The following is a 16,948-nucleotide window of genomic DNA, read 5'->3' on the forward strand; positions in this document are numbered from 1 at the left end:
TAAGGAGGAAAATTAATGTTTGGATCAGATTTATATATCGCATTAGTATTAGGTGTTACCTTAAGCCTCATATATACAGAAAAGACGGGGATACTGCCTTCAGGATTAGTTGTAGCAGGTTATTTATCTCTAATTTTTAATCAACCTGTATTTATGTTAATTGTATTACTTATCAGTATTTTAACATACTTAATCGTAACACATGGTATAGCGCGTTTTACAATTTTATATGGTCGTCGAAAATTTGCAGCAATGCTTATTACTGGAATTTGCTTAAAACTTATATTTGATTACCTGTATCCTGTAATGCCATTTGAAGTTTATGAGTTTCGAGGTATTGGTGTCATTGTCCCAGGATTAATTGCTAATACAATTCAAAAACAAGGTTTGCCATTAACTATTGGTAGTACGCTTTTATTAAGTGGTCTTACATTCGGAATTTTAAACATTTATTATCTATTTTAAGGAGAGGGAAAATGCAAAAAAAATTAACATTCCAGGAAAAGCTCTTAGCATTTAGTAAAAAGACTAAGAAAAAAAACACTCTATATACATTAACTACATTACTTGGTATTTCCATAGCTTTAATCTGTTTTTCATTTTTTGAACGTATTAAAGCAACAGAATCGATAGCTGCTAATACAGAGGCAATATTTACGATGACAATGGTTGGTGATGTAATGATGGGACGAAATATAAAAGAAATTTCCGAACGCTATGGTCCTGCTTATGTTTTCAGATACACTTTACCATACTTTGAGAATTCAGATTACGTTAGTGGTAACTTTGAAAATCCTGTTTTACTAAAAACGAAGGAACAGTATGAAAAAGCAGAGAAATATATCCACCTAGAAACACAAAGACAAGCAGTTGCAGCTGCTAAAGAAGCTGGTTTTACAATCTTAAATTTAGCGAATAACCATATGATGGACTTTGGTGAAAGGGGATTAAAGGATACCTTACAAGTTTTTAAAGAAGAAAGTTTAGATTACATAGGAGCCGGGGGGAATTTAACGGACGCTAAAAATATTGTATATCAAGATTTAAATGGTGTGAGAGTTGCTTCACTTGGTTTTACAGATGCATATGTGGATGGATTTATTGCAACAAAAGAACAGGCTGGTGTATTGAATATGAATCCAGATATATTTTTTGAACTTATTAGAAAAGCTAAAAAATCTACAGAAGGGAATGCAGATCTTGTAATTGTTAATGCACACTGGGGAGATGAATATGATACTGAAGCAAACCCAAGACAAAAAGCATTAGCAAAAGCAATGGTTGATGCAGGTGCTGATATTATTATTGGGCATCATCCACATGTTCTCCAATCTTTTGAAGTTTATAAAAATAGTATTATATTTTATAGCTTAGGAAATTTTATTTTTGATCAAGGATGGACAAGAACAAAAGATAGTGCATTGGTACAATATCATTTACAAAATAACGGATTAGCAAAAGTTGAAATAGTACCTTTAAAAATTAAAGAAGGAACACCACGCCCAGTATCTGGTTGGTGGGATACGGAAAGGATTAATCGACAACTTACAAAAAAAACAAAGCATGAATCAATATGGAATGAAAAAAAGGGGAAGATAGAAATTACTGTGAATCACCAACGTATTCTTGACCATAAGAACGAAAGAGCTAATCAATGACAAAGATAAGGAGATAGTAGTTTGAATTTCTTTCATAAAATACGTGGCGTAAAATTATTATTTATTCTTTTCATAATATTAATGACATTAATATTTTACTTGGTTTATCATAATCGTATATTTTATTTTTATAATAAAGATAACGTACAAAAAAGGCAAAGCATAAAGGAAGATTTCGCATACGGAGTAAGCGCTTCCCATCCGCTTGCTGTAGATGAGGGCATGAAAATTTTACAACAAGGAGGAAATGCAATTGATGCGGCAATAGTAGTTTCATATTTGTTGGGAGTTGTAGAACCTTACGCTTCAGGATTAGGTGGTGGTGGTGGTATGTTAATTTTAAATGAACATGGGGATAGTAATTTTATAGACTACCGTGAAATCGCCCCCTCTCAAATTAACAATACAGGTAATACAGGAATTCCAGGGTTCGTAGCGGGAATGGAATTTGCACATAAAAAATACGGATCTATACAGATGTCGGAATTGTTAAAACCTTCCATTTACTACGCGGAGAATGGATTTGAAGTAGACGATATACTTTCTTCTCGATTGGCTGGTGCATATCATCGAATTTATTCGAAAAGGCTAAAAATCTTTTATCCTGATGGAAATCCAATTAATACAGGACAAAAACTTATTCAGACAAAATTATCCGACACTTTGAAAAATATTCAAGGAAAAGGTGCTTCGGTATTTTATCAAGGAGAGATTGCCAATGAATTGAATAAAGTAACTAATATCCCTTTGGTGGATATAAAAAAATATCAAATTGAAGAGAGAAAACCAGTAATTGGAGAATATTGTGGATATACAGTGTACACGGCTCCACCTCCTTTTTCTGGGGTAACATTGCTCCAAATGTTAAAACAGGCTGAAATAAATAATACTTATATAAGCGCTAATAATTTAGAAACTTATATAAAATCGATGGGTAAAATTACAAAATCTTCATATCAAGATAGGATTAAAACAATAGGGGATCCTAAATTTTCTAAAATGCGTTCAAAAGAATGGATTAGTGATCACTATTTATCAACATTAATTGAAGAGGCAGATAAATTACCTCTTGAAGAGGAGCACGAAAGTACAACGCATTTTGTTGTTATGGACAAATATGGAACGGTTGTTTCTGTAACTAATACTTTAAGTAATTTTTTTGGTACGGGAGATTATGTGCAAGGTTTTTTTCTAAATAATCAGCTAGCTAACTTTAGTAAAACTCCAAACCATATAGAACCAGGTAAACGTTCAAGAACGTTTATGGCGCCCACTATTTTAGAAAAAGAAGGGAAAGAAATTATAGGCATTGGGTCGCCAGGTGGAAATCGAATACCCCAAATTTTAACGTTAGTACTAGAAAGGTATCTCCATAGAAATTCTAGTTTACAAACTATTGTAGATGAGTCACGGTTTATCTTTGAAAAAGATAACTTATATACTGAGACTCTATTACCCTTCAATGTAGAGAAAAGCGTAGTTGAAGACGGTTATAACGTTATTTACAAGGATTCACCAGTGTTTTATGGAGGGGTACAAGCTTTAATCAGAGATGAAAAAAAGAATAGGATTAATGGAGCTGGAGATGGAAGAAGGAACGGATCTTGGAGATCTAACTAAAAAGAGGGAGAGTGCAGTTTGATGGTGAAAAATACAATAAAATGGTTGGTACCAATATTGGTTATAGCAGTATTACTTATTACACTTGGGAGCTTTAAACGTTCATCAACAATCACATCTGAGGAACAAGAAAAGATTGATTATCATGTAAACGTTGAATAGAAATTTCATCGTATATTATTAACAACTTATTATACACTTTGTTTGTTATATTAGACGAAAGTTCCAACCAGAAAACCAAATATGTTAGGACGTATAGTAATCCTAAAGGAAATGAGACGTACTCTTAATTTAATGGAGGTAGCATAATGAATTTAAACTTAAAAACAATAGGGTCTTGCACCCTTGTCGTAGGTATTTTATTAAGTCAAACATTTTGGGGAGATTCCGTAATGTTTGCAGCAGAAAAAAAGAGGGACTATATAAAACAAACTAGTTTTAAAACAAACGATATATTGGATTACTCTTATAATTCGAATTTAACAAAAGAATACGAAGATGAACAGTATCCTTTCACTTTAAAAATCCCTACTATTTGGATGGACCATGTGTATGTGAATCGAGATCAATTTGATGAAATTGCGAAAGGGACAATTAGTTTTGTTGCAAGTATTGGAGGGGAAAAATACCCTATTTGTAGTATTTTGATTTTTGATAATACCCCAGAAGTGATTGATTATATTGAATCAGGACCACTTAATAAGTTGAATGAAACCGATAATTTAATTTATGTATATAATCATGCAAGTCAATATCCTGTTGAATATTATGAAAATGAGAATTTTAAAACCATTTATGATAGCATTTATAACGAAACATCAAATGTAATGAAAAGTTTTAAATTACATTCATCAGTTAAGTAGGCTATACCTGTAGGTTAAACGGCTTAAATCCTGTATTCTAATGGGCTTAAGCCGTTTAATCTTTCTTATAACGTTCTTAATTGGAAGACTGTATATAATCATCTTTTGCTTGTTGTAACGCTTCAAATATCTCATTACTTATGTAAGTAATATTTTTTCACACTTCACCATATCTGAAAACCTTTCTATTGATACATGTTGGGTTTATTTAACATTTAGATTAAGGGCAAAGCGATTGTATGTAAAAAGGAGAGACGAAAATGCAAAAAAAAAACAAATTTAAAAAAGAAAATCAAAAGAAGTATAACAACTGTGACGACTGCAGGGATATTATTAACATCCCTGCAACCAACTTTAGCGGAAGAACAACAAAAAACGGATGAATTAATGGATGTAGAGGAAAAACAAGAGAATAAAGGTGAACAGATGGAGCCATCAAAATATGAAGGTTCAGTAAGGGGAGAAGATTCATTCCTGATTCAAGAATCTATGCCAAAAGAAAAAACGAACTAAATATGATACAAAAAGCTCAGGGTGTAATAGAACTATATACTGACGAGATAACTAATAAGACTAAGTACGTGCAGGGGAAAGTGAGAGGACTAGAATATGATTCGGGGATCACGCTGAGTGTTAAGGGCTCACCTGAATCTATATGCCATGATGTTAAAAAAATGGGGAATTCAAACTGAATTACAAATGAGGGAACACAAGTAACTGTACAAGAGGGAATTGCAAGTCCAACCATTAAAGATTACTATACAACAGATACCTATGCAAAAGGAACGGCCACAGGTGCAAATAAAGTAGCGCTTCAAAAAGAAGGAACGGTCTTTGAAATCACAGCGAGAGATGCGGCAAGTACAGAAAGTGAAAAAATAAAAGGGAACGTCCTTGGTGTAAAAATCAACATGACCGCAAAATAATTCTATCTGGGAATAGACAACTATATTTAACATCCATTGAAAAAGGGAAAGTCTTTGTGGATGGTAACTTACTTAGTTAAGCGGCAGTAATAGATGGCACATATAAAATCTATGCGAAAGATCTAGTGAGAGATACAAAACAGAAAGTAGAAATAGCAGGATTAATAAGTAGCAATCAAGAGATTGAGAGAATAACAGTAGAAGTAAAATAAAAAAGACAGAACAAGTTCGGTTCTGTTGTAAAGTTTGAAAAAAGCATAAACAGGTTGGTAAATGAGGAACAATATTTAGGAAGTAGCTAGTAATTGTTGAAGTTCATTGTACGTTGAAAAGGCGGAGTCTCTTTGAAGACTTCGCCTTTGTTTATATAGGGCATGAATAGTCTCAACACCTTTTCTTATGAATAGTTAACCTGTATTTTTAGGTTTTTGATGGATTGAATATCACATAAAGTCCCTACCACACATATATCCATTGCAATGCATACTAAATGCCTATAATATGAATGAAGCTATGATGTTAGGCCGTTAACCGATAATCATAGTGTATTCTACAATAATTGTAGAAAAGTATCGAATTTACTTATAAAGGTTTAGAGAAAGTCCAAATGAGTGTACCAAGTAATTTGTTATAAATTTCAAATTTAGAACTTTCTCTACTAATTCGTGAAGACGTTTATAGAATTCCACACAAAAATATAGTCACCATATATTTCGCAATCAGTAAAAACATGAAAAAGTACAGAGGTTTAATCTGTAACCTTGATAAAGGACATTAAAAAAAGTTAGGTAGCATCAAAAAGATGATTTCTGAATTCAACAGGTACCATCTTTTTGAAATTCCATTGATATCTATAATGATTATAGTATGTCATATATTTCTTAGCCTCTAGTTTTAACTCAGTAAAAGACTCGTAAGGTTTTATATGCGCCTCTTCCGTCAGATGACAAAAAATAATTCTTGTAGGGCGCTATCCCAATAGTTTTCTCTGGTTGACATGGATTGTCCGAGCTCTAGAGTTTTGACTAACTTTTGGTAGGGAGGGCTTGTGTAGTGGGCTCCTTGATCTGAATGAATATATGCATCTTCAGTCAATCGAATGGTCTTATTCATTTTTAGTTTATGTAGTGTTGTCGCTACGAGGTCTAATGTCATCTGTTCTGAAACATGGTAAGCTAAAATTTCATTGGTTAAGCCATCTAAAATTGTGGACAAATATGCCCATTTATTCTTACTGTAAACTACCTTATTACACATAAAATATCTTTCCATAATTCATCATCTACATTATAATTGTAACAAAATAAAATATACCTAAAGATAGGTTCATTTTACACATATTTCATTTGTTTAATTTTTGAAAGGAGAGAGACTGTGCGAAATATTTTAAATAAAAATTTACTAAGACATTTAACGTTCTTAGAAATCTTATACTCGGAGAGGGATTGGATTACTCTAGGGAATATCGCTAAAAGGATTAAATGCTCAGAAAAAGTGCTGAGGAATGACATTAAGTTAATAAATGATGACTTTGAACCCTTTCAAATAGACACTTCTTCAAGAGGGATTTTGTTAACTTACCCCCCTCACCTTTCTCGTGATTATATATACCAAAAAGTATTATCCATAAGTCCTGAATTTTCTTTTATTGAACGTATTTTCTTTAATGAAACATATGATTTAGAGACTATAGCGGAAGAATTATTCATTAGTTCTTCGTCTCTTAAAAGAATAATTAAAAGAATAAATAGATGTTTGGAAAAATATAGCATGCAAATAAAAAGTAATCCATGTACTATTATTGGGGAAGAAGAGAATATTAGAAATCTTATTATTCATTATATATATGAAAAATATGGAGTTTATGAGAATCCCTTTCCATATATCCAATTAGCAGCCCTTGATCAATTACTCGTATACGGAATAAAAAAGAATTACGTTCTAAATAATTTTCCAGATTTAACAAACCTAAAATATCGTCTAATGGTTAATATCATTCGACTAAAAAATAATCACTCAATAAACATAAATCAAAAAGTTCTAGATAATATTGATATAAGTATTTTAGAAAATGAAAATTTTTGTCAACTATTTAAAAATAGATTCCATCTTGAATTAAACAAAGAAAATTTACTTCAATTATTTCATAGCTTTTTAGATAACAAATATGCTTTTACCTATAAACAATTAGAAAAAAAGGTAGATAATAGAATCGAAAACGCTCACATTATTGTTCCTAAAATAAAAAAATTACTACGTATAATCTCTAATGAAATAAATATTCCTATTCAAAATGAGCGGCAGATTATTTTGAAATTTTACAATTTACAATATATATTAAATAAGCCAACTTATATATTACATGAAAAACGAAGATATTTTGCAGAAAATAACGCACATGAACTCTCACAATTAATTTTCATTTTAAAGAAAGAATTGAACAAATTCAAATACCATAAAAATTTTAAGTGGACACCAAGCTTTTTTAATGAAGCTTTTTATATTTTAATCACTAATTGGGAAAAAATATCTATTTCATTGAAATCTAGTATACCGACTATTGAACTTGGTCTATTTTGTGATTCGGACATAGCACACACTTTATTAATTAAAGATATAATTGACTATCAATTCGGAAATCTCGTTTGCACTCATGTTATTGAAGAATTAAATATAGATGCGTTTAAAAAGGCTTCAAAAAAATATGATTTAATAATTACAAATATATCCGGGATTAATGATATAGAACTACCAATAATCTGCATTAATACCGTTCCATTTATGTCAGATATAAGTAAGATACAAAAACAAATCTATTCCTTAATTAAAAGTAAATTTTCAAAGAGCGTAAATATTGAATTTTAGACTACTAGAAAACTTAATATTACAGCTAGTGAAACTTATGTAAGTGTGGAATGAATAAGATAAAAAAGAGCCGATTCTCATATCGAGAATCGGCTCTTTTTCTTTTTCGTGTCTCAATAAAAAATGTTAATCCCTATCTTTACAATGATTATTTTAGCATTATACTTTCAAAAGTTGAATATCATTATTTTCCGGATTGAAGGTAATAATTGAACGCTTTGAGTGGTGTTTTTTGTGATAATATGTTTGTGAGTATAGGTGGATCCGACATCTTTTTTTTTAGATTTTCTCCCTCAACCCCCCAATGTAATTGGGGGCTTTTTGAGCCTTCATAATTTTATTATCAAAGAAATACTTGTCTGTCAAATTACTTACAACGTTAAGCTTTGATAAATTGGTTAAACCTTGGTGGAAATAATTGATGTCGGAAAGTAAACTTTTGGTTGGGAGGTAATGACAGAACAATATAAGGCTTATATTGAAAAAGGAAATGAATAGCTAAAAAGAGATAGATGAGTTTTACAGCGTAGTTCATTCCTTATTGTATTCGCTATAAAAAGTATGAGGAGAGAAATTATGGATAAAGTAATAGATGCTTTTAAAAATCGTTCAGGAAAATCTTTAGGTTCATTAATTGTAATGATTATTGGGATTGTGACAATCTTTGGATATCAAGAAATAAGAATTGCGAATGTAAAAGATTTTTCTAACATTATAATTAACAGTAAAGATAGTTCGGTTATGATGTGGACATGGGGGATAAACCTTGTAAGTCTAGTTCTTAATATTGTAATGGTATGGTTATGGTTGAAAGATATATTGAAAGATAACAATTTGGATATGGATTCTACAATTGGAAGAGTTGTATCGTTACTTATAGCGGTTATCCATGTTGTATTTTCATTTATTTTCATTGGCTATATTTTTTCTAATTTATTAGGGATTGTAATGGTTATTTTAATCATTTCTGTGCTTGTTTGGGTATTGTTATTACGCAATAGGGGAAAAAAGAAAGTGAGTCAAAAAAATTCAAATCAATAAATCTACTAATAATTTACACCCCACCCCAAAAGGGCAAGCTGACTAACGTCAGTGGGATTCTTGCTACCAAAGGCGAAGGCCATTTCTGGTATCGCTGAGGTGCAAGACTGCGGTGTGCCATCACCACTCTCACGACAGAACGTATAGGTTCGTGAGCTACGGTACCATACCCATACCGTACAGATCATTGCTTGTTCCTATGTTTTAGCGTCTTGTTCTTGACGACACATATCATTTTACCGATAGCGTGAATTCGGATATCGAACTCCATATGATATCTTGTTTTCAAGGAACACATAGGCGTTTTAAAGACTTGTACTTGTCTATCGTTCAAGTATGATTAAAACACAACTGTTTTTCTATGAAAAAGCGATTCTTTCATTCCATGCCTAGAGGCGGACTAAAGTCCGATATGGGATTTCCTGTATCGCGAAATTTGTAATCTTGAAGAAGCGGTTATGACCGAATAAAGAATGGAAATTGTGAAGATACTTTCACTGTTGGATAAATACAAAACAGAACCTAACTTATACGGAAGGGTTCTGTTTTGTATGTCTAAATAGTTGTTTTACTTGTTCTATGGGCCTTGTAGGACTCGAACCTACGACCGAACGGTTATGAGCCGTTTGCTCTAACCAGCTGAGCTAAAGGTCCGTTACAGAGAAAAAGCACTCTTTCGAGTGTCTTCTCATGGTTGGGTTTAATAAGAATTTTTGCTTTTCGTACATATTGCACACACATATAAACAAATAACACAACATAACTATACTATGCTTATAAAAATAGGGATTGTGTTTTTTTTCGTTATTAAATGTAATTATAAAGCATTTTACTTTCTATCATTGTGATATCATTCGCATATGGAAGATATGGTCATGGTATCTTTCTATCCTGAGTAGTACCCCTATTGCGAGAGCCCTCATTGGTTGTGAGAGGGCTTTTTGTAATTTAAAAAAGAGTCAAATCTCTACGTGAGAACCAGCTCTTTTTTCGTGTCTCGAAAATGTTATTTCCCGTCTTACAATTTATAATAATACATATATGTATTGTTAGTAACCGTAGTGAAAATGTTAGCATGTTATTTTTTGCTTTGTTAAAGGAAATATTTAATCATTTTAAGTTGTGTTTTTGAGATATTATACTTATGAACCTTGATTTTATGGAATGCAAATTTCCGTTTTTCCTCTCTGTTAAGTCCCGAAATGTATGATTTGGGACTTTTTTTGTAACCTAAATGAAATTTAAAAGGTATATTTGCGATATCTTTTGTAAGGATAGTCATGTGAAAGGTGTCTATTCTAATTCAAGAATGGTTAAGGGTGACACGGAGATTATCTTAAGTGTTTTTGACGACACTTTAATATTTTATGCTGATTTGGAAGGGTTTTCCTTCCTTTGAGCGTACAGCAAACAAACAAGACATCAAAAAACGATCTTAGCGCTCACATCTATAGTCTACTGTACGTTGAAAGGGATGGAAAATACCCGATTTTCGCATCCTGTTTATTTCCGAAATGCCCTATTTCTGTTAATAAGGATAGGGTCTTTCCCCTGTTTTGAGAACAGTTATTACGAAATGGCTGCTCTTTTTTGTGTGAAAGGAGTGTGGTGGGATGAGGGAAATACTATCTATTATATTCTTACCATTCGGGTATCAAGTTGTACAAATTGGATTATTGATATAATTAAAGTAATTCGTGAAAAACGTGATGTTGCTAGGATGGTCGAGAAGGAAATGGAGCAATTGAAGGCGATGAGGAATAACAAAACAAACTCGAAGCACTGATGGTGAATAAAAAATACGGAATCACCCTATTTCTAGTTTACATAATGATTCTTTGAAACGAAAAGTCATGTGATGGATTTTTTCTTCGTTAGATGAAATAGTGTATCAATTTTTGTTTAAATGTATGTGATATCATTCGCATATGCAAGGTAAGGTCATTGTTACTTTCCTATCCCTAGGTAGTACCCTTTTATGAGAGCTCTCAATAGTTGGTTTGAGTGCCTTTTTTTATTTAAGTGCAATATAAAAAGAGCCTGATTTCTACATAAGAACAGGCTCTTTCTCCGTATCTTGATGCTACATGCCATTTCCCATCTGAGCAATACAAATTATATCATTGAATCTTTATGGTTAAATATTTTTATTTTCCCATTTAAAAGAAAAATTCTATATCCTTAGATGATACTTTTGTGAGATTATATGTATGAATCTATTATTGGAATTGACATATATTTTATTATAGTCTCATAAAATCGATTTGCAAAATAATCATTAATTTCATCTAAAAAAGAAAAAATAATAATCCATTTTTCTTCTTTATAATATACAATGAGTACACCATCAAATAAGCGTCTTAGTTGTTTCAAACTTCTAAGCCCCTAATCCCATTGTCTCATCATTGCAATGGGATTTTTGAATTTGCATAGCATTCACTTCATAAGACTAGAAAGGAATGATAGAAAATGAGAAAGAAAATTGCATTATGGGTGCTAGGTGTTATCGGAGTAATGATTATAGGTGGTGGAGTATATGCCTATAATGTATATTCAAAGGTCTCAAAAACATTAAATGAGGTTCATAAACCGTTAAAACGTGATCAAGGTAATAAACAAGAAGAAAAAATTAGTAAATCTCAACCTGTATCTATCCTATTACTAGGAGCGGATGAACGTGGTAATGACAAAGGACGTTCAGATTCTTTAATGGTCATCACTTTAAACCAAAAAAATAATTCAATGAAAACAGTGAGTATTCCTCGTGATACATATACAGAAATCGTTGGAAAAGGTAAAAGTGATAAAATCAACCATGCTTATGCATTTGGTGGTGTAGATATGGCTGTAGCGACAGTAGAAAAGTTCTTAAATATTCCCATCAATTACTATATTGAAGTGAATATGGAAGGATTTAAAGACATTGTGGATGCAGTGGGTGGCGTAGATGTTAATAATGATTTAGAGTTCTCTCTAGAAGGGAAGCATTTCCAAAAAGGGAATGTTCACTTAACAGGTGAACACGCTCTAGCGTTCACACGCATGCGTAAAGAAGACCCACGAGGCGATTTCGGACGTCAAATGCGTCAACGTCAAGTGATGCAGGCTGTTATTAAGAAAGGCGCAAGCTTCTCTTCTTTATTAAACTATGGTGATATGTTAACAGCGATTCAAAAGAACGTGAAAACAAACTTAACGCAAAATCAAATGTTTGATATGCAAAAGAATTATAAAAATTGTCTGCAGAACAGTGAGGATATCCAAATCCCAGGTGACGGTCACAAAGCCGCTGATGGTATTTGGTACTACTATGTTCCAGATGCAGCAAAACAGGATTTAACGAAAAAGTTAAGAGCACATCTTGATGTTACCAAATAACAAACCATGTTTATATTTTTCGCATGAAAAATACAGCTACTGAGGAGTATGCATGTGTGAAGTAGGGTATTAATAGAAAAAAAGCCAGGACTCAAATGGTGAGTTCTGGCTTTTTTTGTGTGTAAATAGGTAATAGGTTTAGCGGACGAAAACTTACTTATAAAGGCGTGATGATAATCACCACAATGAAATATTATCATACTACGAAGTATATGGGTGGTTATTTTTTACCTATATACAGGTAAAAAATGAAATAAATATAATAGAAGAGACATGTTATTAGAATTAGAGTCTGTTATTTGTTTTAATTTATTTAATTTGTGTGCTCCGTTTACGGAGCCTTTTTTTGTAGAATAAAATTAAAAGCACCTATTACTAAACTATCGTAATAGGTGCTTTATTATTATATGGACCTTGTAGGACTCGAACCTACGATCCTACGATCGAACGGTTATGAGCCGTTTAGTCCGATTAAATCATTGTAATGTTTCTTTGATGGGATGGTTCTCAAATGTTCTGAAAGCTAATCCTCCAGATACGAATTGTAGTATGGTTGGAATAAAGAATATTAAAGCTGATAGAAGTAAAGTTAATACTCCAATTATGGTTGATAATACGCTATATACTTTATATATTTTCTCCTTATGCATAAATTTTTGTGCCTTAAAAGCTTCAAAGAGAACATTGCATAATTCAATAAAAGCTAACACTGTTTTTTCTGTATCTAACGAAAAAACAGCGTTAGTTCTTATTATGAAATTATAAATAGACATTTAAGTATGAATTCGGCGGAAGGTGGAGCATCAAGGGATAAAGCGTGTTATTTCAGATTTGCTTAAAAGGAAAATTGCCCGCGAATTATTAAATTAGTATCCATATAAATCGGATGTTAAAAATATATAAGAATTGTAAACCCGTATCTACCAACATGTTAGAATAGTTTACAGTCCTTAATAGGTACATGCCAGGGAAATAAACGTTACTCGGTGACGGGGAGGCTAGAGGGGGGAAGAGTTCCTCGGAAAGAAAGTGTATTTTTCGATAGTAAATGAAAATTAAAAGCGTAGTTGAAATAGATTTATGTGAATAGTTCTTCTTTTTATTATCAAAAGTGTGTTGATATGTTCATTTTTGTTGTTGGAAGCGGAACTTTTTGAACTGTTATAGAAGTTGGGAGTATGAGATTCTATAAAAGAAGTATTGTTCTCATGACAATTAAATAATATACGCTGACTAGGGAAGGTTTCCCTTCCTTTGAGCGTACAGCAAGGTAAATAAATAGATAAAAATGTCGTATTCTGCTGTACGTTGAAAGGTGCGGAAAAACAACAGGGAAATATCAGTGTCATTTTTTATATATTGCACCATTAAAAGGCTCTGTTTGTTCTTAAGGGTCAAAACAATAGAACTTTTTGTGTACGAACTATCTCATATACCAAGACGTATAGTGAGTTCCTCTAATTGTTCTAATGACTGTTATTTTTTATTTGGCAAAACGAGGTGAAGTCTACGATGCGAAATAAAAAAGAATTGTTAAAGCAATGGAAAGCGGATCTGCAAGCTGCGAAAGAAGAAAAACAGAAAAAGAAAAGAGAGAAGAAGAGTAAGAAGTTTCATATTCCTGGTAATACAACTGATTTCATGAACAGAAAACATATATACCATAAAAGGTATGGTGTTTGGAAACAAAGGGATAAATAACGTGTGATATAGGAATGATTTTCCTTTCCTTTGAGCGTACAGTGGAACAAATCTGACATCAAAAAAGCAATCTTAGTGCTCACATCTATAATCTGCTGTACGTTGAAAGGTGCGGAAAACATCAGAGAAATATTGGTGTCATTTCTTGTATATATCGCACTATAAAAAAGCTCTATTGTTCTTAAGGGTCAGAACAATAGAGCTTTTTGTGTACGAACTATTCCATATACTAAGACGTATAGTGAGTTCCTCGGAAAGAAAGCGTGTTTTTTCGTTATTAAATGAAAATTAAAAGCGTAGTTGAAATAGATTTGTGTGAATAGTTCTTCTTTTTAGTATCAAAAGCGTGTTGATATGTTCATTTTTGTTGTTGGAAGCGGAACTTTTTGAACTGTTATAGAAGTTGAGAGTATGAGAATATATAAAAGAAGTATTGTTTTCATTACAATTAAATATTATACGCTGACTAGGGAAGGTTTCCCTTCCTTTGAGCGTACAGTGGAACAAATCTGACATCAAAAAAGCAATCTTAGTGCTCACATCTATAATCTGCTGTACGTTGAAAGGTGTAGAAAACACCCAGTCTAAGGGAAGTGTTATTTACCAACTAACCTGATTTTCTTCTAGCCATCTAATATTAACATGCATTCATTGTAGGACCACATCCTTAGATGGTTGGGAGAAAACTAAGGGTTGTTAGAGTTAGGGACGCATCCGTGAAATGTTATTATCGATATAATAGGTTTTATTCATATAGCGATAGCGATTCTTCAATCCAATACATAAGAAGGTTGTTCCCTTCCTTTGAGCGTACAGCAAGGTAAATTAATAGATAAAATGTCGTATTCAACTGTACGTTGAAAGGTGCGGAAACACCAAATGATTATTGAATTTCTGAGTGCTTATTTCTGTTATCTATTCTTAATTTGATAAGGAGTCATGTTTTCTTAATTGGAGAACAGGTTTTTTTGTCGTGCGCGAGCATTATTTCATATACCAAGACGTATAGTGAGTTCCTCTGATCGTTACGGCGGTTATTGCTTATGGAAGAGCAACGGAATGGTTGCTCTATTTATTATGTGAAAAGGAGAGTGGTGGGATGGGGGAAAATACTGTCTATTATATTCCTTATCATTCTGGTAGTAAGTTGTACAAATTGGATTATTGACATTATCAAAGTGATTCGTGAAAAACGTGATGTTGGAATAATAGTCATTGAAGGCATCGCACAAACAGTGGTGCTTTTTTATTGCCTTTATTAGCTCACTTGTTCGATATTGCTTTCCATCTTCCAAATGTATTTTTCTTTATGGCTACAGGAGGATTAAGTTATCACATTTTTAACAGTATTACAGCCAATTGCGCTCGTATTGGGTGGGACAAACGGATTCCGTCCTGGTTATTACAAAGTGTAGCAAATGAAATTGAGGGGAAAATGAAAATAAGAGAGGTATAGGAGAATGAGTAAAAATGATATGAATAAAAGAATAGGAAGAATATTAGGATATGAATCTCAAAGTGAAATGCGTCAGAAACAAACGTTACTACTTAGTCTGTTTTTTCAAAAATTGCAGAGGAAACAGTCTGTTAAGATGAATTGTAAAGGAGATTCCATTACGTATGGGTTAGATTTAACGAGTCCAGATAAACGTCCACCGGATCCAGATCAACCAGATCCAAATAGCACACGTGCATCTACAACGTATCCGGAATTTTTACAGACAATTATGGATAGAGTATATCCTGGCCTTGTGACGATTCATAAAATCAGTAAACCAGGTATGACCGCTGAGGGAGCGGTAAAAGCTTGGACAACAAATAATCAAGCGGATATATCGTTATTGATGTTAGGAATGAATGATGCAGCCTATGGAGGGTTAAAAGCATTTTTAGGGGCTTATCGACAAGTAATTGAGAGAGAGTTAAGTTGGAATACAGCCTGTATCATGTTGTTACCTACAAAAATCAAGGAAATTCAAGATATGACAACAGATGTTTTTCGCGGTTCCTTGATTCAGCTGGCAAATGAATATGGTATACCATGTTTAGATTTAGGGAAAGAACTTTTAAATATTCCAAGTAGTTTGTATTCTAATACAGCTCATTTCAATGGGAAGGGATATAAGTTTTTAGCTGCAAAAATCGGGGGTTTTTTAATAAATGGGACCTGTTTATATCCAACGAAAGTATCTAATAGTTCGTTATTAATTAGAGAACGGATGGATGGTGTGCTGTTTCTGTATGTAGATGATCATTCTATTATTCATCAAAATATGCATCCAACTAGTGATGACATGCTAATTGATAAAGGAATGGCAGTATCTTTAAAACCTGGTGGGAAAATGTTGTATAGTATGTATACAGAACAAGATAATTTAGTTTGTTTTCCAGCTGCATATTTAGGAGGAAATAACATAGCTAGGCTGACTTTAACACTAAATTTTGGTGTGGAGACGCAACGAATATCGAACTCGAATTCGTTAGGGTTTCAAAAAGCAGGTGCAACGTTCGATTCCAGTGTAACCTATACTACACCGAAGGATGGGAACTTTTATCCGAATTCTTCGCAAACTAGTGGAGATACATTTACTACGAATATAAGTGGGATTCGCTCTTTAGAGGAAAAAATGTTACTCATTCCCAAAAGCGGTTACCATACCATCTTGGTTGAGAATACATCGCAAGTAGATTGTATTTTTTATGGATTGGATTTTAAACCATATGGAGAGATTATGAATCAAGTGTACGCTCATCAGATACGATGAAATGAAAGTCATCTATAAAAGAAACATAATTGAAGTGGAATTTGACACTCCCACCCTTAAAGGGGCAAGCTGACTAACGTCAGTGGGATTCTTGCTACCAAAGGCGAAGTCCATTTCTGGTATCGCTGACG

General features: G+C 32.8%; 13 protein-coding genes, 1 tRNA gene and 3 pseudogenes. 13 read left to right on the forward strand and 4 right to left on the reverse strand.

What is annotated here, in order from left to right:
- Positions 1-15: 15 nt before the first annotated feature.
- The 6 genes from pgsC (at position 16) to QCI75_RS29255 (ending at position 4,654) form a co-directional block, all read left to right on the forward strand.
- Positions 16-465, forward strand: coding sequence for a poly-gamma-glutamate biosynthesis protein PgsC (gene pgsC, locus QCI75_RS29230; protein ID WP_353762027.1), 450 nt, complete (start codon positions 16-18; stop codon positions 463-465).
- 11 nt (positions 466-476) lie between these two features.
- Entirely contained in the window at positions 477-1,658 is a 1,182-nt protein-coding gene (locus QCI75_RS29235) for a CapA family protein (RefSeq protein ID WP_353762028.1), read from the forward strand.
- Positions 1,659-1,739: 81 nt separating this feature from the next.
- A complete protein-coding gene (locus tag QCI75_RS29240) occupies positions 1,740-3,278 on the forward strand; it encodes a gamma-glutamyltransferase family protein (protein ID WP_483299489.1) in 1,539 nt (512 codons plus the stop codon).
- A 21-nt stretch (positions 3,279-3,299) separates the two neighbouring features.
- Positions 3,300-3,440, forward strand: coding sequence for a CapE family protein (locus tag QCI75_RS29245; protein WP_000240488.1), 141 nt, complete (start codon positions 3,300-3,302; stop codon positions 3,438-3,440).
- A 146-nt stretch (positions 3,441-3,586) separates the two neighbouring features.
- Positions 3,587-4,141: a hypothetical protein gene (locus tag QCI75_RS29250; protein ID WP_353762032.1), complete on the forward strand. Its 555-nt coding sequence runs from the start codon at positions 3,587-3,589 to the stop codon at positions 4,139-4,141.
- Positions 4,142-4,453: 312 nt separating this feature from the next.
- Positions 4,454-4,654, forward strand: coding sequence for a hypothetical protein (locus QCI75_RS29255; protein WP_353762033.1), 201 nt, complete (start codon positions 4,454-4,456; stop codon positions 4,652-4,654).
- Between the two features lie 700 nt (positions 4,655-5,354).
- On the opposite strand, the pseudogene QCI75_RS29260 reads toward QCI75_RS29255, so the two are convergent.
- Positions 5,355-5,462 (reverse strand): annotated as a pseudogene (locus tag QCI75_RS29260) (IS6 family transposase); the annotation flags it as partial.
- A gap of 389 nt (positions 5,463-5,851) precedes the next feature.
- Positions 5,852-6,312 (reverse strand): annotated as a pseudogene (locus tag QCI75_RS29265) (DDE-type integrase/transposase/recombinase); the annotation flags it as partial.
- Positions 6,313-6,441: 129 nt separating this feature from the next.
- Between QCI75_RS29265 and QCI75_RS29270 the strand changes: the two are divergent.
- Complete coding sequence (locus QCI75_RS29270) at positions 6,442-7,932, forward strand: AcpB/EbpR/MafR family transcriptional regulator (RefSeq protein ID WP_353762035.1); 1,491 nt, start codon at positions 6,442-6,444, stop codon at positions 7,930-7,932.
- Between the two features lie 576 nt (positions 7,933-8,508).
- Positions 8,509-8,973 (forward strand): hypothetical protein, encoded by a 465-nt coding sequence (locus QCI75_RS29275; protein WP_353762036.1) that lies wholly within the window; start codon positions 8,509-8,511, stop codon positions 8,971-8,973.
- A 580-nt stretch (positions 8,974-9,553) separates the two neighbouring features.
- Here QCI75_RS29275 and QCI75_RS29280 read toward each other — a convergent pair.
- Positions 9,554-9,627, reverse strand: a tRNA-Ile gene (locus QCI75_RS29280).
- 940 nt (positions 9,628-10,567) lie between these two features.
- Between QCI75_RS29280 and QCI75_RS29285 the strand changes: the two genes are divergently transcribed.
- Positions 10,568-10,759: a hypothetical protein gene (locus tag QCI75_RS29285; RefSeq protein WP_353762037.1), complete on the forward strand. Its 192-nt coding sequence runs from the start codon at positions 10,568-10,570 to the stop codon at positions 10,757-10,759.
- A gap of 416 nt (positions 10,760-11,175) precedes the next feature.
- Here QCI75_RS29285 and QCI75_RS29290 read toward each other — a convergent pair whose 3' ends face one another.
- Positions 11,176-11,346, reverse strand: a complete 171-nt coding sequence (locus QCI75_RS29290; RefSeq protein ID WP_353762038.1) for a hypothetical protein — start codon at positions 11,344-11,346, stop codon at positions 11,176-11,178.
- A gap of 96 nt (positions 11,347-11,442) precedes the next feature.
- On the opposite strand from QCI75_RS29290, the gene tagU reads away from it, so the two are divergent.
- The 4 genes and pseudogenes from tagU to QCI75_RS29310 all read left to right on the forward strand — a co-directional run bounded on the left by tagU (position 11,443) and on the right by QCI75_RS29310 (position 16,817).
- Complete coding sequence (gene tagU, locus QCI75_RS29295; protein ID WP_353762039.1) at positions 11,443-12,351, forward strand: polyisoprenyl-teichoic acid--peptidoglycan teichoic acid transferase TagU; 909 nt, start codon at positions 11,443-11,445, stop codon at positions 12,349-12,351.
- 1,512 nt (positions 12,352-13,863) lie between these two features.
- The gene (locus tag QCI75_RS29300; protein WP_353762040.1) at positions 13,864-14,052 is read left to right on the forward strand and encodes a hypothetical protein; all 189 of its coding nucleotides are present in this window, start codon (positions 13,864-13,866) and stop codon (positions 14,050-14,052) included.
- A gap of 1,214 nt (positions 14,053-15,266) precedes the next feature.
- A pseudogene (locus QCI75_RS29305) lies at positions 15,267-15,508 on the forward strand (phage holin family protein); the annotation flags it as partial.
- A gap of 4 nt (positions 15,509-15,512) precedes the next feature.
- Positions 15,513-16,817 (forward strand): SGNH/GDSL hydrolase family protein, encoded by a 1,305-nt coding sequence (locus tag QCI75_RS29310; protein ID WP_353762041.1) that lies wholly within the window; start codon positions 15,513-15,515, stop codon positions 16,815-16,817.
- Positions 16,818-16,948: the final 131 nt, after the last annotated feature.

The sequence above is a fragment of the Bacillus cereus group sp. RP43 genome, assembly GCF_040459645.1.
Lineage (GTDB): Bacteria > Bacillota > Bacilli > Bacillales > Bacillaceae_G > Bacillus_A > Bacillus_A mycoides_C.